This window comes from Streptosporangium sp. NBC_01810 (assembly GCF_035917355.1).
GTDB lineage: Bacteria > Actinomycetota > Actinomycetes > Streptosporangiales > Streptosporangiaceae > Streptosporangium.
On sequence record NZ_CP109070.1, the window covers coordinates 5,175,541 to 5,196,807 of the forward strand.

The window sequence follows — 21,267 nt, forward strand, 5'->3', positions numbered from 1 at the left end:
CGTCAGAGCCTGCGAAGCCCACTGAGCACCCTTTCAAGCAAATTGAGATTCGGCTTACCCGCATCCAGCGACGGCTGGTGGATCTGCACCAGGCCCTCGGCCGCCATGTCCGCGATCAGTACCCGGGTCACGCCGAGTGGCATGCGTAACAGGGCGGAGAGCTCGGCAACCGAGCGCACCTGCCGGGACAGCGAAATGATCGCCTGATATTCCGTGGAGAGCGTGGTGGGATCCACTCCCGCCAACGTCGCCGAGGAGACCAGCGCCTCGAGAGCGAGCTGCATCCGAGGGGCGGTCCTGCCCCCGGTCACAGCGTACGGGCGAATCAAACGGTCTCGCCCGCTCTTGGCCTTGGGCGTGTTCGGGGGTTCCTCCCCGGGCCCACGCCAACCTGGTGCCTCCATATCACCCCCCTATCGCTGAACCGACTGCAGTTCGGCCCGTAGCGCAGGCGTAAGCGCCTGACCGGCACGCTCTGCGAGCAGTGTCATCTGGTAGGCCACGAGGCCCATGTCGCAGTCCGGCGAGGCCAGTACGGCCAGCGCGGAACCATCACTGATCGACATGGTCAGCAGGAGACCCCGCTGCATCTCGATCACCGTCTGTGCCACAGGGCCGCCCTCGAAGACTCGTGAGGCACCCTGGGTGAGGCTGATCAGACCGGCCGTGATCGCGGCGAGCTGATCCGCTCGATCTTTGGGAAACCCCTGGGAGTAGGCGAGCGGGAGCCCATCCGCGGAGACGATCACCGCGTGTGCCACTCCGGGCATCTCCTTGACGAACTCGGTGATCAGCCAGTTGAAGCCACGGGCGGCCTGGCTGAGTTGGTTGTTCACTGCTGGTTCTCTCCCTCGACGGCCTTGGCGCGTTCGCTCATCTCAGCGCGCCCCTGCCGTACGCCTTGCTGGAAACTGGACAGGCGGCTGCGCACCCGATCCGCCGATATCGGCGGCATCGAGAGGGGCTGCGCAGCCGGTGCCGCCGAAGCGGCTCCGGGAACGAGGTTCGCCTTGGGCACCCGCTTCGGCAGGCCCGATCCGGTCACGCCGCCCTCCATGGGCTTCTTGGCGGCCTCGGCGGCTGCCCAGCCCTGATCTGAGGGGGTGCTCCACGGCTGCCTCTCGGCCGCCGGCATGACCGGCTTGATCGGCTGCGGCTGCGGCTGCGGCTGCGGCTGCGGCTGCGGCATGGAATCCGAGACCTTCGGGAAGTTCTGGGTCTCCAGCCCCTGCGGCCCCCGCCTGACCCGTGGCTCCAGCGGCCGAGGCCTGGTCTCGGCGACAGGCTCGGGATCGGGATCGAGATCGGCCCCCTGCTCCTGCTCGGGTGCGACGGACGCGCTGCTGCGGAACCAGTCGGACCCCACCGCCTCGAAGATCGGAAGGAACTCCTCCGGCTCCGGTTCCGTCGGCGACACCTCGACCACGGGAAGGGCCTGGGTGTTCTCCACCGGCTCCAGCCGCTGCGGCGTCCACAGCTCGGACGAGGAGGTCTCGGACCATGCCGAGGGGAACGACGGCGCCGGGGTCGGCGTCAGCGGCGACGACCACAGGTCCTCCACCGCGGAGGCGGGCACCACCGGCCCCGACCAGAGGTCTCCGGACATCGGCGCCGGCACCTGGGGCGGCTGGGGTGGCGCCTGGGCGGGCTGCCCGAGGCCGGCCTGCGGTCGGCCACCGGGCCCGGCACCGGTCCCGAACGGGTCCAGGTTCGGAACGGAGCCGAACGGGTCGGGGTTGACGGAGGAGAACGGGTCGGGGTTGACGGAGGAGAACGAGTTCGCGGGATCACCGAAGAAACCGGGCGGCATGCCGCCCTGTCCGGCCATCGCCATCTCGGGCATCACCGTGCCCTGGGCCACCACCTGCGCCGGCAGGAGCACGACGGCGCTCAGGCCACCGGTCTCGGGGCGCCGGAGCTGGACCCTGATCCCGTGGCGCGTGGCCAGCCGGCCGACCACGAAAAGGCCCATCCGGCGGGAGACCGACAGGTCCACCGCGGGGGGCTCGGCCAGCCGCCGGTTGGCCTCGGCCAGTTCCTCGTCGCTCATGCCGATGCCCGCGTCGGTGACCGCCAGGATGACGGCGCCCATCTCGTTGCCGTTGCTGGTCACCGTGATCTTGGTGTCCTGCGGCGAGAAGAAGATCGCGTTCTCGACGAGCTCCGCGACCAGGTGGACGATGTCGTTGACGGCGTGGCCGATGATCGAGATGCCCGACTCGACCCGGAGGTTCACCCGCTCGTAGTTCTCGACCTCCGACAGCGAGGCGCGGACCACGTCGCTGAGCGGAACAGGCTCACTCCACCGGCGGCTCTGCTCCTGACCGGCGAGGACCAGGAGGTTCTCGGAGTTCCGGCGCATGCGGGTGGCCAGGTGGTCCAGCTTGAAGAGGCTGCCCAGCCGGCCCTCGTCCTGCTCGCCCTGCTCCAGGTCGTCGATGAGGTCGATCTGGCGTTCCACGAGCGACTGGGTGCGCCGGGAGAGGTTGACGAACATCGCGTTGATGTTGCTTCGCAGCCGGGCCTCGTCACCCGCCAGCCGGATGGCCTCGCGGTGAACCTCGTCGAAGGCCCTGGCCACTTCCCCGATCTCGTCGCGGGAGGCCACCCCGATGGAGGGCACCTCGATGTTCGGAGCGTGGTCTCCGGACTCCCGCAGCGCCCGGACGGTCTCGGGCAGCCGGCTGTCGGCCACCTCAAGCGCCTCGCTGCGCAGCTTGCGCAGCGGCCGGACGAGCGTGCCGGCCACCCAGGCGGTGATGAGCAGGATCAGGACCAGCAGGACCAGGATCGAGGCACCGGAGATCGCGGCGCTGCGCTGTTCCGCGGCCTCCATCTCCTGGCTGCGGGCCACCACCGCGGCCGACAGGCCGCGCTCGACGGTCCGCATGTTGTCCACGATCGCGGAGGAGGCGGTGTACCAGGTGTCGGCGCTCCTGAGCCAGCCGGTACCGATCCGCTCCAGCGGCTTGTTCTCCCGAATGAAGGACATGACGAGGGCGCGCATGGAGTCGGCCTGGTCGATCTTGGGGCCGTTGACCACATCGCGGAACTTCTTGACGTCGGCGGCCGAGGCGGTCGCGCGGAAGGCGTTCTCCTCGCTCTGCTGGCTCCGGTACGCGCCCAGCAGGTCGGCGGGGTCGTCGAAGTCGAACTTGCGGTCCAGGAAGCTGACGAGGAGGGTGCCCCGCTGCCTGGCGACCTGTTCCTTGGCCCGGCTCAGCGCGCCCAGCGCGAGCGCGTCACCGATGAGGCGCTCGTCACCGCCACTGCGCCCCAGGTCGTCGTGGAGGGTGATGAAGTCGGCGATCATCCGGGAGTACATGCCGAGGGCCGCCCGGGGCAGCACGCTGCCGTCGGTCATCAGTCTGCGCAGGCCGGGGAGACCGTCGAGCCAGCCGCGGATCTGGGTGACCTCGGTACGGACACGGGCCGCCTGCGACTCGTCGAGGGCTTCCACGGCGGCCAGCGTCTGCTTGCTGCTCCGGTCGACCACCCCACGCTGTTCCCTGACCTTGGTGAGCCGGGTGCGGTTGGCACCGGCGACGTACCAGGCGGTGAGGTCGCGCTCCTCGGCCATCTCGTGGGAGAGCGTGCCGAGCGACTCGACCAGTGAGGCGACCTCGGTCATCCGGCGGTACTCACCGGCCGTGGAGAGGGCGGTGGTCAACTGGAGGCCGGTGAGCAGGATGGCCGCGGCGGTCGGGAGCAGGATCAGCGCGACCAGACGTGGACGCACACGCCAGTTCGCCGGCAGGAGTCGACTGCCCCCTGACGCGCGGTGGCTTCGGCGGTCTTGTGTCATCACTGGCCTACGTAACCCCTCGCCGAATTCGGAAGCGGCGAAAGCAATTTGAGCACATCCTTTATGTCACTTCGAATGGAGTAAAAGCCGATAAATCCCCAAAAAAAGGACATACGGCTACAAAGCTTTCAGGCCGGTCTGAAGGAATCCCTCACCTCCGGAGCCTGGTGCTTGATCATCAGGTGGCGGGTCACAGAGTATTCCCCAACCGCCTCCTGACTCATGTCCTTGCCGAAGCCACTCCCCTTGACCCCGCCGTGCGGTGCCTCAGAGGCGATGGGCAGATGGTCGTTCACCCAGGTCACGCCCACATCGAGCCGATGCGACACGCGCAGCGCCCTGGCCACGTCCGCAGACCAGACCGACGAGGCCAGCCCGTAGACGGTGTCGTTGGCCAGCCGCACCGCCTCGTCCTCTCCGTCGAAGGGCAGGGCGACCAGCACCGGGCCGAAGAGTTCACCCTGAACGATCTCACTGTCCTGGGTCGCACCGGAAATCAGCGTCGGCGGGTAGTAAAATCCGGGCCCTTCGAGCGGGGCGCCGCCGCAGAGCACGGAGGCACCCGCGGCGACGGATCGCTCCACGAAGCCGTGCACACGGTCGCGGTGCCCCGCGGAGATCAGCGGGCCGATGTCGGTGGCCGGGTCCCAGGGGTCGCCCACCCTGATCCGCGCCAGCGTCGCGTGGAGCGCCTCGACCGCCTCGTCGTACACCTCCCGGGAGATGTAGACACGGGTCGCGGCCGTGCAGTCCTGGCCGGTGTTGTAGGTGGCGCCCATCGCGACGCCCCTGGCCATCTCGGACAGGTCGGCGTCCCCGAAGACCAGCGCCGGAGCCTTGCCGCCGAGCTCCAGATGAACCCGCTTCAGGGAGCCCGTGGCACCGCGCATGACCGCGCGGCCGGTCGCGGTGGAGCCCGTGACGCTCACCATGTCGACGCCCGGGTCGGTGACGAGGGCCTCGCCCACCTCGGCGCCGCCCAGCACCACCTGGAGCAGGCCGTCGGGCGCGCCCGCGCGGGCGAACAGCTCGGCCATCCGCAGCGTGGTGCCGGGCGTCTGCGGGGCGGGCTTGATGACCACCGCGTTCCCCGCGGCGAGCGCGGGGCCGATCTTCCACACCGCCATGACCAGGGGAAAGTTCCACGGGGCGATCGATCCGACGACGCCGACCGGGCGGCGCACGAGCACCGAGGTGTAGCCGGAGCTGAGCACCCCCGCACCGGTGCCGTCCAGCGAACGGGCCGCCCCGGCGAAGAAGCGGAGGTTGTCCGCCGCGAACGGCAACTCGCCGTCGCGGAAGACCGGCGCGGGCTTGCCGCTCTCGGCGACCTCCAGCCGGGTGAGCTCCTCGGCGTCGGCCTCGACGAGATCGGCGAAACGCAGCAGCACCCTGGCCCGCTCGGCCGGGGTCGCGGCGCTCCATTCCTGGAACGCCACGCGGGCCCGCCGCACGGCGGCGGCCACCTCCTCGACAGGGGTGTCGGCCGGCTCCCCCAGGAGCTCGCCGGTCGCCGGATTGATCAACTTGCCCATGGAACTTCCCTCATCGTGGTGGTGCGGAGAGCCGTCAGGCGCCGGCCCGCTCGATCAGGTCGGCCGCCCTGCGCAGGCCGTCCCGTCCGCGGATCTCCTCGCCCGCGGCTGCCAGGCGCTCGCGGAGCGCGCCGTCGCCCAGGAGTCTGTCCAGCGCGCCGGTCAGCTCCTCGGCGGAGAAGGCGTAGGTGGACAGGCGCACACCGTAGCCGAGTTCGTGGACGCGCTGCGCGTTGTCGTACTGGTCCCAGAACAGGGGCAGCAGGATCATCGGCTTGCCGAAGTGCAGCGCCTCGGTGGTGGTGTTGTTGCCGCCGTGCGTGATGACCAGGTCCGCCAGAGGAATGATCTTGGTCTGCGGGACGAACTCGGCGCCCCACATGTTGGCGGCCAGCTTGATCTCCTCGTGCAGCGGACCCATGGAGACGATGAAACGGTACGGGGTGGTGGCCAGCACGTCGATGACCCGCTGCATGAGCGAGACGTCGGCCGAGCCGAGCGAGCCCAGCGAGAAGTAGACCAGCGGGCCGTCCTGCCCGGCCAGCGACGCGGGGAGCTCGAAACCGCCCTCCGTCTCACGCACCGAGGAGTCCAGGCGGTGCCAGGAGTCGCCCAGCGGCCGGGCGTCGACGTAGTCGGCGATCTCGGGGAAGACGTAGAGGTTGAGGTCACCCTCGTGGATGAAGTCCAGGTCCGGCAGCGGGTCGGCGCCCTGCTCGACGACCCACTCGTTGAAGGCGGTCCAGATCTCACGGTGGGTGCGGTCGTGCTCGGCGTTGAAGGCGGCCCACTGCGACCGGTCGTCGGCGGGCAGCCCGGAGAAGACCGGGGCGACGCCCTCGCCGCGCACCTCCAGCGGGTTGCAGGAGACGATCCGGACGAACGGCTTGCCCGCCGTCAGCAGCGCGGGGAAGGTGATGACGTTGTCCTCGACGATGACGTCCGGCTGGACGCGCTCGATAATCCCCTTCAACTGAGGCTCGCAGTACTTGACGCCGTCGATAAGCGCGTCCCAGATCGGCTTGGTGACCGTCTCCAGTTGCTCCAGGGTCGACTTCCGGTATTCCGGGGCGGTGTCCCTGATGAAGTCCTTCCAGAACTGCCCGGCGTCCTGCTCCTCTTCGGCCGGCGGTGCGAGATCGACCAGGTCCTCCTCGAATCCGAGGGCCGCCAATTTCCCCTTCCAGGAGGCCTCAGCTGCGAAAACAACTCTATGTCCGCGCTTACGAAGAATGTCACCGATGCCGATACAGTTGTTCGTCGGCCCGTAGGCACTCTCCGGCATGAACAGGATCGTGAGAGACATCACGCCTCCTTGCGTCTAGAGGTTGCGGCTTTTGAAGAATGGTGAAATTCTCGGCTAGCAAAAATGCGGGAAAACGGTCACTACGGCCCCCGGCACAGAGCATGATTTTCAACGAGCGGGGGAATATGACGCGCAAGGGACGGGCGGACCGGCGCCTGGATCTCATCGCGGCCGCGCATCGGGCGATCATCCGGCACGGCACCGATGGGGTGCACCTCAACCATGTCGCCGAGGAGGCCGGGCTCACCTCCGGCGCCGTCCTGTACCACTACCCGCGCCTCAGCGAGTTGCTGGTCGACGCCCACCATGCCGGGATGGAGCGCTTCTACGAGCAGCGACTCAAGCGGATCAAGGGCACGCGCGACCCCGCGGAGAAGCTCGTCGTGACCATCCGCTCGGGACTGCCGCACGGCCCGGACGACCCGGACGTCCGGCTGCTCAACGAGCTCGGCGGCGCCGCGCCCCGCAACAGGATGTACGCGCTCCTGCTGACCACCCTCTACGACCGCCAGGTCTCGCTCTACCAGAGCATCCTGGACACCGGGGCCGCGCTGGAGACCTTCACGCTCTCCGGCGACTCCCTGCTCATCGCCCGCAACCTGGTCGCGCTCGAAGATGCGTACGGCTATCGCATAACGGCCCGCCACCCGATGATCGGCCCGCAGGAGGCGGCGGAACTCATCCTCGACTACGCCAGGACCGCGACGAACAACCCGCTCGACTCGTCTCATTGAGGGATCAGCACTCCGTCCCCCTCCGCCCAGCCGAGCGTCACCTCGGAGCCCGCCTGGACCTGGGTGGCCCCCTGGGTGGCCACCAGCACGGGCTCCGGACGCCCGCTCACCTGTACCGACACGTGCGAGACGCCGCCGTAGAAGCTCACGTCGACGACCTCTCCGCTCAGCACGCCCTCGTCGCCCAGCCTGAGCCGCTCCGGCCGTACGGCGAGCAGCGCGGGCGTGCCGTCGGGCAGGCCCGACGTGCCGGGAAGGATGCCGAGCCCCTCGCTGGCCAGGCCGACCGAGCAGGCCCTGCCCGCGAAGATGTTGTTGGCCCCCACGAAACCGGCGACGAACGGCGTGCGCGGACGCTCGTACAGCTCCACCGGGGCGTCCACCTGCTCGACCCCGCCGGCGTTGAAGACCGCGATCCTGTCGGCCAGCGACATGGCCTCCTCCTGGTCGTGAGTGACCACGACGAAGGTGATGCCGACCTCGTTCTGCAGCCGTTTGAGCTCCAGCTGCATCTCCGCGCGCACCTTCTTGTCCAGCGCGGACAGCGGCTCGTCCAGCAGCAGCAGGCGTGGCCGCTTGACGATCGCGCGGGCGAGCGCGACCCGCTGCCGCTGGCCGCCGGAGAGCTGATGCGGCCTGCGCCCGGCCATCGCCGCCAGCCCGACCTTCTCCAGGACCTCGTCGACCCTTTTGCGGATCTCCGCCCTGCCCAGCCTCTCCCGCTCCAGGCCGTACGCGACGTTCCTGGCCACGGTCATGTGCGGGAAGAGCGCGTACGACTGGAACATCAGGTTGACCGGGCGGCGGTGGGCCGCCTGGCCGAGCAGGTCGTCGCCGTCGAGCGTGACGGTGCCCTCGTCTGGCGACTCGAAGCCGGCCAGGATCCGCAGGAGTGTCGTCTTACCGCAGCCGCTGGGGCCGAGCAACGCGAAGAACTCGCCCTGCCGGATCTCCAGGGAGACGTCCGACAGCGCCGTGACGTCACCGAACCGGCGGCTGACACCCGTGATCTTCAGCATTAGGACAGCGACTCCGTCAGTCGGGTCATCCGCTGGGTCACGATCACCGCGGTGAAGCTCACGAGCAGCAGCAGCGTGGCCAGAGCGTTGATCTCGGGGGTGACCCCGAAGCGGACCATTGAGTAGATGACGATGGGCAGGGTCGGCGTGGTTGGCGCCGCCGTGAAGAACGCGATGACGAACTCGTCGATCGAGAGGGTGAACGCGAGCAGCGCGCCGGCACCGATGCCCGGTGCCAGCTGCGGCAGGGTGATCCGGACGAACGTCGTGAACGGCGTCGCCCCCAGATCCCTGGACGCCTCCTCCAGGGAGGTGTCGGCGTGGGTGAGCCGGGTGCGGACCACCGCGGCCACGAACGCCATGCCGAACACCGTGTGGGCCAGCAGCACCGAGTGCAGCCCGAGGGTCGACTTGATCGTGGCGTAGAACACCAGCAGGCCGATGCCCAGCACCAGGTCGGGAAGGACGGCCGGCAGCACGCCGAGCGCGTCGAGCACCCGCGACCTGGTGTGGCGGGCCAGGCCCACGGCCAGCAGGGTGCCGAGCACCGTGGCCAGCGCCGTGGAGCCCACCGCGACGATCAGCGTGTTGACCAGGCCCTCGCGGATGCCGGCGTTCCCGGCGAGCACGCCGTACCACTCCAGGCTGAAACCCTCGTAGACGTAAGGGGACTCGCCGGCGTTGAAGGACATCGCGACGAGCACGACGATCGGCGTGTAGAGGAAGACGTAGGTCGCCCAGAAGGGGACGTACAGCAGTCGGGGTCTACGCACGTCGGGCACTCCATGCCTGCAGGAGCAGCAGGACGATCAGCACGGCGAGCAGCGCCAGTGCGAGGGTGGACCCGAACGGCCAGTCGCGCGCCTTGAGGAACTGGTCCCTGATCAGGTTGCCGACCATGATGGAACGGCCACCGCCGAGCAGCTCGGGGATGATGAAGTTGCCGAAGCTCGGTACGAACACGAACAGGCAACCGGTGAACACGCCCGGCAGGGTCAGCGGCAGCGTCACCGAGGCGAACGTGCGGACGGGCCCGGCTCCGAGGTTGGCCGACGCCTCACGGAGCTGCGGGTCCAGCTTCTCGATCGCCGCGTACAGCGGCAGGACCATCAGCGGCAGGTACGAGTACACCAGGCCGGTGACGATGGTGCCCTGGTTGTAGAGCAGCTCCAGCGGCTTGTCGATCAGCCCCAGGTCCATCAGGGTGCTGTTGACCAGCCCGGGACCGCTCAGCAGGACGATCCAGGCGTAGATGCGCACCAGGAAGTTGGTCCAGAACGGCAGCACGACCGCGACCAGCGCGATCGTCTTCCACTTCCGCGGGAGCTGGGCGATCAGGTAGGCCGTCGGGTAGCCGACCAGCAGGGCGATCAGCGTGGCGATCGCGGCCAGTTTCAGCGAGCCGATCACCACGTCGAGATAGAGGGGGTCGAGCAGGCGGGTGAAGTTCTCCCCCGTCAGCTCGTAGACCACCCCGCCGAACCGTCCCCGGCGAAACACCGTGAAGCCGATGAGCAGCGCCAGCGGGATGAGCAGCAGGACGATCAGGTACGTCAGTCCGGGCCCCAGAAAGACGAGCCTTCCCAGGGCACGCGATCGGCGCGCCCGTGATCGCACGGACGCGCCGGAGGTGGTGGAGCGTGTCACTGCTGGGCCGCGACCTCGGTCGCGAGCTTGGTGAACTTCAGTGAGTCCTCGCCCAGGTCGATGATCGACTCACCCTTGAGCAGGTCGGACGGGCTCATCTGCAGCGGGGCGTTGGCAGCCTTGAGCTCGGGGTTCATCGCGTCCATGGCGGCCTTGTTCGGGACCTTGTAGAGGATGTTCTCCGCGGCCCAGCCGTGCACCTTCGGGTCCAGGATGTAGTTGATGAAGGCGTGTGCCGCCTCCTTGTTCTTGGAGGACTTCAGCACGACCATGGTGTCCACCCACAGGTCGCTGCCCTCCTTCGGCACCGCGAACTTGATGTTCTCCTCGGTGGTCGGGCACCAGCCGTCCCACGCCTCGACCATCACGGCCTCGCCGCTCTTGAGCTTGTCGCCGAAGGTGGTGTCGTCATAGCCGAGCAGCTTCGGCTTGGCCTCCAGCAGCTTCGCCTTGACCTTGGCGATCTCCTCGTCGTTCTTGGTGTTGACCGAGTAGCCGAGCGCCTTGATGGCGGGCAGGGCCAGCCAGCGCTCGGTGGTCATCATGGTGACCTTCTTCACCGCCTCGGCGGGCGGGTCGAGAAGGTCGTTCCAGCTGGTCGGAGCGGTCTTCATCAGGTCGGTCCGGTAGCAGATGCCGGTGGTGCCCCAGGTGTAGGGAACCGAGAAGACGTTGCCCTTGTCGTAGGAGAGCTCCTTGGCCTCGGGATAGAGGTTCGCGAGGTTCGGGATGAGCTCGGGGTGGAGCGGCTCCAGCAGGCCGGCCTCGTTGAGGGCCTGGGCGTACTGACCGGAGACGAAGGCAACGTCGAGCCCGGTGTCGGCGCCACCGGTGAGCTTCGCCATGATCGCTTCGTTGGTGTCGTGCAGGGTGACCTTGAGGTCGGTCTTGAGCTTGTCCTTGACCTCGGCGGCCAGTTCCTTGGGGGTGTAGCCGTCCCAGACGGAGATGGTGAGGCTCTGCTTGGACAGATCGGCGTTGGGGTTGAGCTGCGCAGACGAGGCGCTGGCGGCGGGTGCGGCGGTGTCCGCGCCCCCTCCTCCACATGCGGAGACTGCGAGCGCGAGGCCGGCGGTCAAAGCGACGGCCGGGAGACTACGGGTATACCGAGTGCGGGACACGGCCGCTACTCCTTCGAAATTCAGCGTAAGTGGGGTAGACCGGCCGTAGGGGACACGGCAGACCAAACCAGGAGTGTTGCAGTCAACATTATCTTGAGCAAGACTTCCCACGACATCATCCCTGGAAAGTTGGGTCCGCTTGTTAAATCCAGCTTCAATCTGGAACCGGCTCGACACGGTTCCCCGAGCCGGCGACGGCCGGAGCAGCGCGCTCCTCAGCGCTCTGACCAGCACGGATACCTCCCCCTTCAGCGTGCGCCGGTTCCATCCGCTTCCCGACCCGGCTGTCCCGGTTTTCTCAACCGACACTCAATTGTCATTGATCGACAGGGGTGCCCGGACGGGTGAGCGAGGGTTCGACGTCGACCAGACCAACCACTCGGTGGTCGTCGGCGAGAGGGTGGTTGTCAAATGGCTCACCCCGCCCGTACCGCTCCCGGCGCCCGCGCCCGACGTGTTCGCGCACCTGACATCGGTCGGCTTCACCGCGACCGCCACGCCCTACGCGTCCCTCTCCCGGCGCGCGGACGACGGCTCCGAGACGCTGCTCGCCCTCGTCACCGCCTACCTCCCCGAAGCGAGGGACGGCTGGGAGTGGTGCGTGGACGAGGCCGTCTCCTTCGGGACCTCCTTCGCCGCCGACCTGGGCGTCCTCTCGGCCGACCTGCACGCGGCGATGGCGACCCCGTCGACGACCTTCCCCGACCCGGTACGGACGGCGGAGGGCCCGTGGTCACTCCGGGCCGGCGAGGCGCTGGAGGAGGCGCTGGCACTGACCGACGGCGAGGACGGCGAGTGGCTCGCGGCCCACGCCGGCGCACTCCGCGCCGAACTGGCACCGCCGGCCGCCACGGGCGCCACCCCGCTGATCCGCATCCACGGCGACCTGCACGTCGGCCAGATGCTCCGCTGGCGGGACGGGTACGCGGTGATCGACTTCGACGGCAACCCGACCGTCGCGGACGCCAACCCCTTCCAGCCCGCCGCCCGCGACCTCGCCCAGCTCACCACGAGCCTCGAACACGTCGGTCAGGTCGCGGTCAGGCGCCGCGACGCCGACCCCGCGATGATCGCCGAGTGGGCCGTCGCGGCCCGCGCCACCCTGGAGTCGGCCTACCTGGGACGCCTGGCCGAGTTGGGGCACGCCACCCTTTTGGACCGTTCCCTGCTGCGCCCTTTCGAGATCGAGCAGGAGTGCCGCGAGCTGGTATACGCCGCCCGGCACCTTCCCCGCTGGCGCTACGCCCCGATGGGCGTGCTGCGGTCGCGCTACCGATGACCGTTGGAACCGATGAAGGAGAGCACGTGATTCCCGAGCTGTACCTCGCCGATCTGGAGGCCAAGCCGGCCGCGCTGACCGGCCTGGCAAGCGCGCTGGAGGCCGACGACCCGTATCCCGGAATTCCCTCCGGGATACGGCGGGTGGTCTTCCTCGGCATGGGCAGCTCCCGGTACGCCGCCCGGGTGGCCGCGCTGCGCCTGCGGGCGGCCGGAGTGGACGCGGTGGCCGAGTACGCCTCCGCCGCCCTGACCTACCCGCCGAGCCCGGACACCCTGGTGGTCGCCATCTCCGCCACCGGTGGCAGCAGGGAGACCCTCGACGCCCTCGCCCGCCACCGTGGCCGGTCCTTCGTCGTCGCGCTGACCAACGTGCCGGGCTCGCCGGTCACCGAGGGCGCCGACCTGGTGGCCTTGATGCTGGCCGGCGAGGAGCGCGGTGGCGTGGCCTGCCGGACCTTCCAGCACACCCTCGCCCTGCTCCTGGCACTCGGAAACCGCCTCACCGCCTCCGGCGGGGATGTGCCCGCGCTACTCCGCCGTACAGCCGAGGCCACCGCCGATCTGCTGGAGCGCCGCGGCGAGTGGCTGGAACCGGCGGCGGCACTGCTCGACGGCCCGCACGGCGTCTACACGATCGCCCCCGCCGAGCACCTGTCCTCCGCCGAGCAGTCGGCCCTGATGTTCCGGGAGGGACCACGCAGGGCCGCCGACGCGTGCGAGACCGGTGACTGGGCCCATGTGGACGTCTACCTCACCAAGACCCTCGACTACCGCGCCATCCTGTTCCCCGGCTCCCGCTACGACGAGCAGGCCATGGAGTGGATTCGGCAGCGCGGCTCCACGGTCCTGACCGTCGGCGGCGACCTTCCCGGCGCCAAGGCCTCCATCCGCTACCGCCACGACGACGATCCCGACGTGGCGCTCCTGACCGAGACCCTGGTGGCCGAGCTCGTCGCCGCCCGGTGGTGGCTCGCCCCGAGCTGACCCGCCGTCCCCGGCGGGCCCCGCGACCGGCCCCGACCGGCCCCGACCGGCCTCAGATCTGGTCGAGGCCGCTGAGGACGCGTTCGAGAATGTCGGGACCGGGGCCCGCCGCGTCGACCTTGGGGTGGTGGATCCGCACCAGGCCCTCGGACTCCATGTCGGAGACCAGGACACGGGTCACACCGAGGGGGACGCCCAGGAGGGCGGAGATCTCCGCGACCGAGCGGACCCGGCGGCACAGATCGCTGATGAGGCGATACTCCCGGATGTAGGACAGGCCGAGCTGGGCCGTGGTCGAGGTCGAGACCATCGCCTCCATGGCGAGCTTGGCGCTCGGCACGATCCGCCCTCCGGTCACGGCGTACATCCGGACCAGCGAGCTCTCCTCCTCGACCGGCTCGCCGTACTCCGGCTCGTCCCCGAAGCGCCTGTCCTGCCCACCGTCGGAGTTGTCGGCCCGCACGGCTACCGATCCCCGTTCGAGAGCTCGTTGCGCGCCCTGTGCACGCCCTGCTGGAAGCTCGATATCCGGTCGCGGAGCCGCTCGGCCGAGACCGGGGCCGGGGCCGCGCCCGGTTCCGGGTGCGACTGTGCCCGCGCGAGCGGCGCCACGGAGCCGGGCACCAGGTTGGCCTTGGGAGTGCGCCTGGGCAGGCCGGCCGCGGTCGTACCGCCGTGTGCGGGGGCGCTCGCCGCCTGGGCGGCCTGCCAGCCTCCGTCACCTGGCGAGGACCACGCTTCGGGCTCGTCCCGGAGTTTCCCCGGGACGGGGTCGCCAGGGGCCGCGGCAGCGGAACCGTCTGGCTCCGCGCCGGGTTCTCCGGAGGAGGCGGCGATCCTGAACCAGGCGGACTCGACCGAGGCGAAGATCGGCAGGAACTCGTCCCGCTGTGCCGGCGGCGAGGCCCCCATCCTGGGCAGCGGCCCTGTCCCGTCCGCCGGAACCTGACCTGGAAAGGAGTCGAGCGGGCCGGGAAGGCTGCCGAAGAGGCCGGAGTCCGGCTCTGGGAACTCCCCCCGCGAGCGGGACCGCTCCACGGGCGGGCTCCACACGCTCGGCGCGTTCGCGTCCGGCCGCCTGTCCCACCCGGGTGCGGGGGATGCCTGTGCGGGGACCTGCGCGGTGGGGGCCGCGAGCACGGGGGCCCTCCGGGACAGGCCCTCGGCACCGGCGGGGAACGACGGGCCGGTAAAGGGCGAGACACCCGCGGGGAGGGCGCCGGAGAGTTGCGGGTAGCCGACCTGCTGGGGCGCGTCGGGCGGCGTGACGAGGAGCGTCTCCGGGAGGAGGATCATCGCGGTCAGGCCGGACTCCTGGTGGCGGAGCCGGACCCGGATGTCGTGCTTGACCGCGAGGCGGCCGACCACGAACAGACCCATGTGGCGGGCGACCGACGCGTCGGCGGCCTGCGGGTTGGCCAGCCGCCAGTTGGCCTGGGAGAGCTCGTCCGGCGTCATACCGATGCCCTGGTCGGTCACCGAGACCATCACACCGCCGCCCTCGATCCGGCTGCTGGACACCGTGACCCTGGTGTTCGTCTGCGAGAACGAGACGGCGTTCTCCACCAACTCGGCCAGCAGGTGGACCACGTCGCTCACCGCGGGACCCTCGACGGCGACCTCCGACTGGACCCGGTTCGTCACCCGCTCATAGTTCTCCACCTCCGACAGCGCGGCCCTGACCACGTCCATCAGCTCGACAGGCTGCCTCCAGCGCCGTGCCACCTCCTGCCCGGCGAGGACGAGCAGGTTCTCGCTGTTGCGGCGCATGCGGGTGGCGAGGTGGTCGAGCTTGAACAGGTCCGCCAGCCGCTGGTCGTCGCGCTCGCCGCGCTCCAGCCGCTCGACCAGGCTGAGCTGGCGTTCCACCAGGTTCTGGCTCCGCCGGGAGAGGTTGACGAACATCGCGTTCACCGTGTTCCGCAACTTGGCCTCGTCGCCCGCCAGCCGCACCGCCTCCCTGAGTACCTCGTCGAACGCCCTGGCGACCTCGCCGATCTCGTCTCGGGACAGCACCCCGATCGGCGGCACGTCCGCGACGACCTCCCCCTCGCGCGACTCGCGGACCCGCTGGACGTACGCGGGCAGCCGCTCCCCGGCGACCTCCAACGCCTCCCCGCGCAGCCGCCGTAGCGGGCTGACCAGCGAGCGCGCCACCCAGATGGTGATCACCAGCACGAGCGCCAGCAGGGTGACGACGGCCATGGCGACCATCAGGGCGCGGCTCTGCTCGGCGTCACCGAGCTGCTGGCTGCGTACCACGATGTCCCGGGCGTGCCGTTCCTCGACCCCGCGCATCTGGTCGACGACGACGGTGGCCGCATCGAACCACTCCTCGGCGTCGTCCTTCTCCGCCGGGTCCAGCCCTTTCAGCGAGACGCCGGAGGCCACGCGGAGCAGGACCAGCTCGCGGAGGAACTCGGCGCGGTCGGCGGTACGGCCGTTGACCGCCTCGTCGAAGAGGCGGCGGTCCCGGCTTCCGGCCTCGGCGGCGAAGGCCTTCCTCTCGTTGCGTTCCGTGGAGAGCGCGCCGAGGAACTGCTCCATCTGCTCCTGCTCGAACCGCCCCGCCACCAGCACCACGGTCAGCAGCGCCCGCTGGAACGAGACCGCCTCCTTGGCGCGGGCGAGCGCGTCCAGGGTCAGGGCCTGGCCGAACAGGACGTCGTCGGCGGTGCCCTTGCCGAGCTCGTCGTGGAGGGAGATCAGATCGGCGATGACCGGGGTGTAGGCGGCGATGGCCGCGTCGGGTAGCAGCGTCGACCCCAGGGCCTGGGTACGCAACGGGGGGAGGTCGTCCAGGCGGGTGATCGCGGTCTCGACCTCGTCCCGGGTACGGCCGCTCACCTCCCTGCCGAGCAGGGCACCGCTCTCGCGAACGCGTGTCACGGCACCGTCGACCAGGTCCATCTGGGCCCGCACGTTCTTCACCCCGCTCGCGGGGCGGCCGAGGGCGATGAACCAGGCGGTGTGGTCACGTTCCTTGGCCAGTTCGTGGGTGAGCGCGCCGACGTGGCCGGAGAGCCGGGCCAGGTCGTTGATCCGCCGGTAGTCGTTCGAGGCACTCATCGAGGCGAGCACCTGGACCCCGCCGAGCAGCACCGCGGCGATCGTGGGCACCAGGATGAGCGCGACAAGGCGCCGCCTCACCCGCCAGTTCCGCGGGCGTAGGCCGCTGCCCGCGGCTTGGATCCTCTGTGTGCTCACCGAACGCTGCCTCTCGGTGGATGAACCACCGGTCGAATTTCCTGCGGTTCTCGGCAATTCGAGCACATATCGACCTATGGGGCCAAGCGAACACAGCTCAATAAATGCGTATTCCTGGCGAAGCGGTGACTGGAATCTGGAGCTCCAACTACGGATGGAATACCGGTTTTATTCACCTACGAGATGGTCGCGGACCACGAACCCACCCGGATGCGGCAGGGGCTACGCAGACGTGCCGTAGGCCGCGCGGACCCGCAGAACATGCTCGACCAGAGTGATCAGCGTGCCTTTGACGGAGTCGCGGGAGCGGGCGTCGGTCCGCACGACGGGAATGTGCGGGGCCAGCGTCAGAGCCTCCCGCACCTCGTCCTCGTTGTGCGGGAACTCCCCGTTCCAGCCGTTGATACCGACCACGAAGGGGAGCTTGGCCTCCTCGAAGTAGTCGATCGCGGGAAAGCCCTCGGCCAGTCGCCGGGTGTCGATCAGGACCACCGCGCCGATCGCGCCGCGGACCAGGTCGTCCCACATGAACCAGAACCGGTGCTGGCCGGGCGTGCCGAACAGGTACAGGATCAGGTCGCGGTCCAGCGAGAGACGGCCGAAGTCCATCGCGACCGTGGTGGTGGTCTTGTTCGGTGTGAGGTCGAGATCGTCGATCCCGGCGCTGGCGTCGGTCATCACCGCCTCCGTGGTCAGCGGCAGGATCTCCGACACCGCCCCCACGAACGTGGTCTTACCGACACCGAATCCCCCCGCGACAACGATTTTCGTCGATGTCAGGCCGCCGCCGCGGCTAGAGCCTGCGAAGTCCACTGAGCACCCTTTCCAGCATGTTGAGATCCGGTTGTCCCCCGTTGAGACGTGGCTGGTGGATGCGGACGAAACCCTCGTCGACCATATCCGCCACCAGAACGCGGGCCACGCCGAGCGGGACCCTCAGCAGAGCCGAGATCTCAGCCACGGAACGATACGAGCGACAGAGCCTGATGATCGCATCCTGCTCGGGGCTGAGCAGAGCCAGGTCCTCCTCCATGATGAAGGAAGAGGAGACCAACGTCTCCATCGCCAGGTGGAAACGGGGCTCCGACCTGCCACCGGTGACGGTGTACGGACGGAACAGGGGCTCGTCGTCCTCGGTTCCGTCAATCCCGCGCACCGGCCTCCCCACGGACGACCCCGACACGGACCCGGTCACTACCGGCCCCGGAAAGACTGCAGCTCGGCACGGAGCGCGGGGGTGAGCACCTGACCGGCCCGCTCGACGAGCAGGGTCATCTGGTACGCCACCAGACCCATGTCGCAGTCGGGAGAGGCCAGCACGGCGAGCGCGGAACCGTCGCTGATCGCCATGACCAGCAACAGTCCGCGCTCCATCTCGACCACGGTCTGGGTGACGGAACCTCCGTCGAACACGCGGGAGGCACCCACGGTCAGGCTGAGGAGACCCGCCGCGACCGCGGCGAGCTGGTCGGCCCTGTCGGCCGGAAACCCTTCCGAGCCGGCGACCCTCAGCCCGTCGGCGGAGACGCACACCGCGTGCGCGACACCGGGTGTGCCGCGGACGAACTCGGTGATCAGCCAGTCGAACCTGCGTGCCTCATGACTCAGGGTCGTCACGAGCCCTCCTCCTTGTCCATAAGGCTCCCGGTAGTGGCTTCGGCCACTTCGGCGCGACCTCGTCGCACCCCCTGCTGAAAACTCGTCAGACGGTTGCGCACCCTGTCCGGGGACGGCGACGGCATCGGGCTGGACGGCGTGGGAGCGGCCGTGCCCGGTACGAGATTCGCCCTTGGAATGCGCTTGGGCAGGCCCGCGGCGGTGATCCCGCCGAGGGTGGGGGCACTCACCGCCTGGGCGGCCTGCCAGCCGACGTCGGAGGGGGTGTCCCAGCCGTCCGGGTCGCCCGCCTCCGCGCCCGCCGGGGGCATGGACTCCTCCGCCCAGGCCGCCTCCGGCTCTCCGGACCTGCTCACCGGTGCGGAGGACGTGGGCACCTTGTCTTCCACCGGCCCGTCCTTCTGCTCACCCGGCCCGTCCGCGCGGCGGAACCAGGCCGACTCGACCGAGGCGAAGATGGGCAGGTACTCCTCCTGCTCGGGTTCGAGCGGGGAGACGCCCACCGTGGGCATCGTCCCAGCCGCCGGCCCCTCGTACTCGTACTCGTACTCGTGCTCGTATGAGGACTCTCCCCGGGAGGGGGAGCCGGGAGCGGAGACACCCCCGTTGCCTTTCATCCCGCCGACCTGGCGCTTGGGCAGTGGCGCGCCACCTGCCGGAGCACCTGACGAGTCGATGTGACCGGCGGAGTCCTGCCGTCCCGGAGCGGTATGGTCACCGGGCAGCGAGGTCGAACCGAACGAGGGTGCGTCCGGGATGGACGCCTGCCCGAACGAACCCTGTCCGAACGAGCTCTGCCCGAACGAGGACTGCCCCTGTCCGAACGAGGACTGCTCGAACGAGGGCTGGGCCTGTCCGAACGAGGACTGCCCGAATGAGGGCTGGGCCTGTCCGTACGAGGGCCGCTGGACGGGCGGACCGCCGGTGGGCGCCTGGGCGGAGAAGTCCCGCGAGACCGCCTGCTCCGTCCCCCAGGAGGGCGTCTGCACCGGCTGGACCTCCTGCACGAGGATCTCGGGCGGGAACAGCACCATGGCGACGAGGCCACCGCCCTCCTGCGGGCGCAACTGCACCCGGATGCCGTGGCGCAGCGCCAGGCGGCCGACCACGAACAGGCCCATGCGCCGCGACACCGAGACGTCGACGACGGGCGGATCCGCCAGCCTGCGGTTCGTCTCGACCAGTTCCTCGTGGGTCATGCCGATACCCGGGTCGCTGACCGCGAGCAGCGCGCCACCGCCCTCGATCGCGCTGCTGGAGACCACGACCCGGCTGGCCCGGGGAGAGAACTGGACGGCGTTCTCCACCAGCTCCGCGACCAGGTGCACGATGTCGTTGGCGGCACTGCCCGCGACCGAGATCGTACGGTGCACCTTGACCTGGACCCGCTCGTAGTCCTCCACCTCGGATAGGGAGGCGCGCACGACGTCGACGAGTTTGGCGGGCCGGCTGCGCCTGCGGGGCGGCTCGTGACCGGCGAGGACCAGGAGGTTCTCGGAGTTGCGCCGCATACGGGTGGCCAGGTGGTCGAGCCTGAACAGGTCGGCCAGGCGGCCGCCGTCCTCCTCCCCCTTCTCCAGGCCGTCGATCAGCGAGATCTGCCGCTCGACCAGGGTCTGCGTGCGACGCGACAGGTTGACGAACATCGCGCTGATGTTGGAACGGAGCTCGGACTCCTCGGCGGCCAGGCGCACGGCCTGCCGGTGGACCTCGTCGAAGGCCTTGGCCACCTCGCCGATCTCGTCGGTGGTCTCGACCGAGATGGGGGCGATGTCGGGTGTCCTGGTGTCGCCGGAGACCCGCAGCCGTTGCACGACCTCGGGAAGCCTGAAGCCCGCGACCTCCAGCGCCTCGGCTCGCAGGCGGCGCAGCGGCGTCACCATCGAGCGGGCGATGACGACGGTGAGGCCGAGCACCAACAGGAGCAGGAGCAGGATCAGAGCCGATGTGATGATCGCGGTGCGCTGCTCGGTGTCCTCCAGCACCCGTGCCCTGGCGACCACGTCACCGGCGACCTTGGTCTCGACCTTCCGCATCAGGTCGAGGACCGCGGTGTTGTCCGAGAACCACTGCTTGACCTCGTTGGAACCCGGCAGCAGCCGCCCGGTGTAACGGGGGTCGCCGGCGAGCACGATCGCCCTGGACTTGGTCAGCTCGGCCCGGTGCACCCTTTCGTCGATCATGGAGGTGACGAGAAGCGAGCTGTTGGCCGGGCTCGCCTCGACGCTGAAGTCCGCCTCGAACTCGTTCATGCGGGAACGGGAGGCGATGAACTTCTCGATCTCCTGCGGATTGATCAGCGAGGGCGCGTAGTAACCGGCCAGCAGGCGGGCGCGCTGCCTGGAGACCTCCTCCTTGGCGTACGCCAGGGCGCTCAGCGCGCGGGCGTTGCCGATGATCTCCGAATCGTCACTGACCAGTGTGAGCTCCTCATGGAGCTTGAGCAGCGGGGCGATCATGTGGCTGTAACGTTCCACACGGGTCGTGCCCGGCAGGCGGCGCAGCTCGGAAATGCCCTCCAGCTGGTAGGCGACGCTCTTGGCCGCCTCGACGGTTCGGGACCCGTAGGAGTCGTCTATCGCCTGGACCTCCAGCAGCACCTTCTTGACCAGCGCGTCGACCACCTTCCGCTGGGCTTCCTCGCTCTCTTCCAACCCCTTGTTCGAGGGCTGGAACGACGCCCAGGCGCCTCGGTCACGTTCCAATCCAAGCGCCTGGGCCAGATCCCGGAGGCCGCCGGAGTACTCCGCCGCGGCGGCGGTCCGCTGGTATCCGGCGACGCTGTCGACGGAGGCCACCACGCGCGTACCGGCAAGCAGGACACCCACCGTGGTCGGCACCAGGATCAGAGCCGTCAGACGCGAACGGACACGCCAGTTCCTCAGGCCGAACCGGGCGGCAGGCCGCTTGCCACGGTCGGGTGCCGAAGCACCCCCGCTCTCGGATGTCGCCGTCGCCAAAGCTCTCGCTACCCCTCAATCACGACACAGGTGGACAACATCAGACCACAA

Annotated in this window: 18 protein-coding genes; 3 read left to right on the plus strand and 15 right to left on the minus strand. The window is 69.4% G+C overall.

The features are described 5' to 3' along the window. Positions 1–2 precede the first annotated feature (2 nt). From OIE13_RS22910 to OIE13_RS22930, 5 genes are all read right to left on the minus strand, one after another. Positions 3–404 (minus strand): DUF742 domain-containing protein, encoded by a 402-nt coding sequence (locus OIE13_RS22910; RefSeq protein WP_442811519.1) that lies wholly within the window; start codon positions 402–404, stop codon positions 3–5. Between the two features lie 9 nt (positions 405–413). Further along, positions 414–836: a roadblock/LC7 domain-containing protein gene (locus tag OIE13_RS22915; protein ID WP_030906232.1), complete on the minus strand. Its 423-nt coding sequence runs from the start codon at positions 834–836 to the stop codon at positions 414–416. Continuing rightward, on the minus strand, positions 833–3,739 hold the full coding sequence (locus OIE13_RS22920; RefSeq protein WP_326828748.1) for a sensor histidine kinase: 2,907 nt from the start codon (positions 3,737–3,739) through the stop codon (positions 833–835). The genes OIE13_RS22915 and OIE13_RS22920 overlap by 4 nt, the downstream gene beginning before the upstream one ends. 194 nt (positions 3,740–3,933) lie before the next feature. Further along, on the minus strand, positions 3,934–5,340 hold the full coding sequence (locus OIE13_RS22925) for an aminobutyraldehyde dehydrogenase (RefSeq protein ID WP_326636742.1): 1,407 nt from the start codon (positions 5,338–5,340) through the stop codon (positions 3,934–3,936). Positions 5,341–5,374: 34 nt separating this feature from the next. Then, the gene (locus tag OIE13_RS22930) at positions 5,375–6,514 is read right to left on the minus strand and encodes a glycosyltransferase (protein WP_326636740.1); all 1,140 of its coding nucleotides are present in this window, start codon (positions 6,512–6,514) and stop codon (positions 5,375–5,377) included. 257 nt (positions 6,515–6,771) lie between these two features. Between OIE13_RS22930 and OIE13_RS22935 the strand changes: the two genes are divergently transcribed. Next, positions 6,772–7,380: a TetR/AcrR family transcriptional regulator gene (locus OIE13_RS22935; RefSeq protein WP_326636738.1), complete on the plus strand. Its 609-nt coding sequence runs from the start codon at positions 6,772–6,774 to the stop codon at positions 7,378–7,380. On the opposite strand, the gene OIE13_RS22940 is transcribed toward OIE13_RS22935, so the two are convergent. From OIE13_RS22940 to OIE13_RS22955, 4 genes are read right to left on the minus strand one after another with little or no spacing between them, the layout of a single operon-like run. Further along, the gene (locus OIE13_RS22940) at positions 7,374–8,399 is read right to left on the minus strand and encodes an ABC transporter ATP-binding protein (RefSeq protein ID WP_326636736.1); all 1,026 of its coding nucleotides are present in this window, start codon (positions 8,397–8,399) and stop codon (positions 7,374–7,376) included. The genes OIE13_RS22935 and OIE13_RS22940 overlap by 7 nt on opposite strands. Beyond that, positions 8,399–9,172: an ABC transporter permease gene (locus OIE13_RS22945; RefSeq protein WP_326636735.1), complete on the minus strand. Its 774-nt coding sequence runs from the start codon at positions 9,170–9,172 to the stop codon at positions 8,399–8,401. The genes OIE13_RS22940 and OIE13_RS22945 overlap by 1 nt, the downstream gene beginning before the upstream one ends. Next, positions 9,165–10,046 (minus strand): ABC transporter permease, encoded by an 882-nt coding sequence (locus OIE13_RS22950; protein ID WP_326636733.1) that lies wholly within the window; start codon positions 10,044–10,046, stop codon positions 9,165–9,167. Before OIE13_RS22950 ends, OIE13_RS22945 begins: the two co-directional genes overlap by 8 nt. Further along, positions 10,043–11,167, minus strand: a complete 1,125-nt coding sequence (locus OIE13_RS22955; protein WP_326828749.1) for a polyamine ABC transporter substrate-binding protein — start codon at positions 11,165–11,167, stop codon at positions 10,043–10,045. Before OIE13_RS22955 ends, OIE13_RS22950 begins: the two co-directional genes overlap by 4 nt. A gap of 313 nt (positions 11,168–11,480) precedes the next feature. Here OIE13_RS22955 and OIE13_RS22960 point away from each other — a divergent pair, with 313 nt between their 5' ends. Together OIE13_RS22960 and OIE13_RS22965 are read left to right on the plus strand one after the other, a co-directional pair. Then, complete coding sequence (locus OIE13_RS22960) at positions 11,481–12,446, plus strand: hypothetical protein (RefSeq protein ID WP_326636729.1); 966 nt, start codon at positions 11,481–11,483, stop codon at positions 12,444–12,446. A gap of 26 nt (positions 12,447–12,472) precedes the next feature. After that, positions 12,473–13,432, plus strand: a complete 960-nt coding sequence (locus OIE13_RS22965; RefSeq protein ID WP_326636727.1) for an SIS domain-containing protein — start codon at positions 12,473–12,475, stop codon at positions 13,430–13,432. A gap of 52 nt (positions 13,433–13,484) precedes the next feature. On the opposite strand, the gene OIE13_RS22970 is transcribed toward OIE13_RS22965, so the two are convergent. From OIE13_RS22970 to OIE13_RS22995, 6 genes are all read right to left on the minus strand, one after another. Further along, positions 13,485–13,895 carry a DUF742 domain-containing protein gene (locus OIE13_RS22970; RefSeq protein ID WP_326636725.1) on the minus strand — a complete coding sequence of 137 codons (411 nt, stop codon included), beginning with the start codon at positions 13,893–13,895 and terminating at the stop codon, positions 13,485–13,487. 2 nt (positions 13,896–13,897) lie between these two features. After that, entirely contained in the window at positions 13,898–16,582 is a 2,685-nt protein-coding gene (locus OIE13_RS22975; RefSeq protein ID WP_326636723.1) for a nitrate- and nitrite sensing domain-containing protein, read from the minus strand. 279 nt (positions 16,583–16,861) lie between these two features. Beyond that, on the minus strand, positions 16,862–17,452 hold the full coding sequence (locus OIE13_RS22980; protein WP_326636721.1) for a GTP-binding protein: 591 nt from the start codon (positions 17,450–17,452) through the stop codon (positions 16,862–16,864). Continuing rightward, positions 17,433–17,795, minus strand: coding sequence for a DUF742 domain-containing protein (locus tag OIE13_RS22985; RefSeq protein ID WP_326636719.1), 363 nt, complete (start codon positions 17,793–17,795; stop codon positions 17,433–17,435). The genes OIE13_RS22980 and OIE13_RS22985 overlap by 20 nt, the downstream gene beginning before the upstream one ends. A gap of 38 nt (positions 17,796–17,833) precedes the next feature. Next, positions 17,834–18,256 (minus strand): roadblock/LC7 domain-containing protein, encoded by a 423-nt coding sequence (locus tag OIE13_RS22990; protein WP_442811518.1) that lies wholly within the window; start codon positions 18,254–18,256, stop codon positions 17,834–17,836. Further along, positions 18,253–21,096, minus strand: coding sequence for a sensor histidine kinase (locus tag OIE13_RS22995; protein WP_326828750.1), 2,844 nt, complete (start codon positions 21,094–21,096; stop codon positions 18,253–18,255). Before OIE13_RS22995 ends, OIE13_RS22990 begins: the two co-directional genes overlap by 4 nt. Positions 21,097–21,267 lie beyond the last annotated feature (171 nt).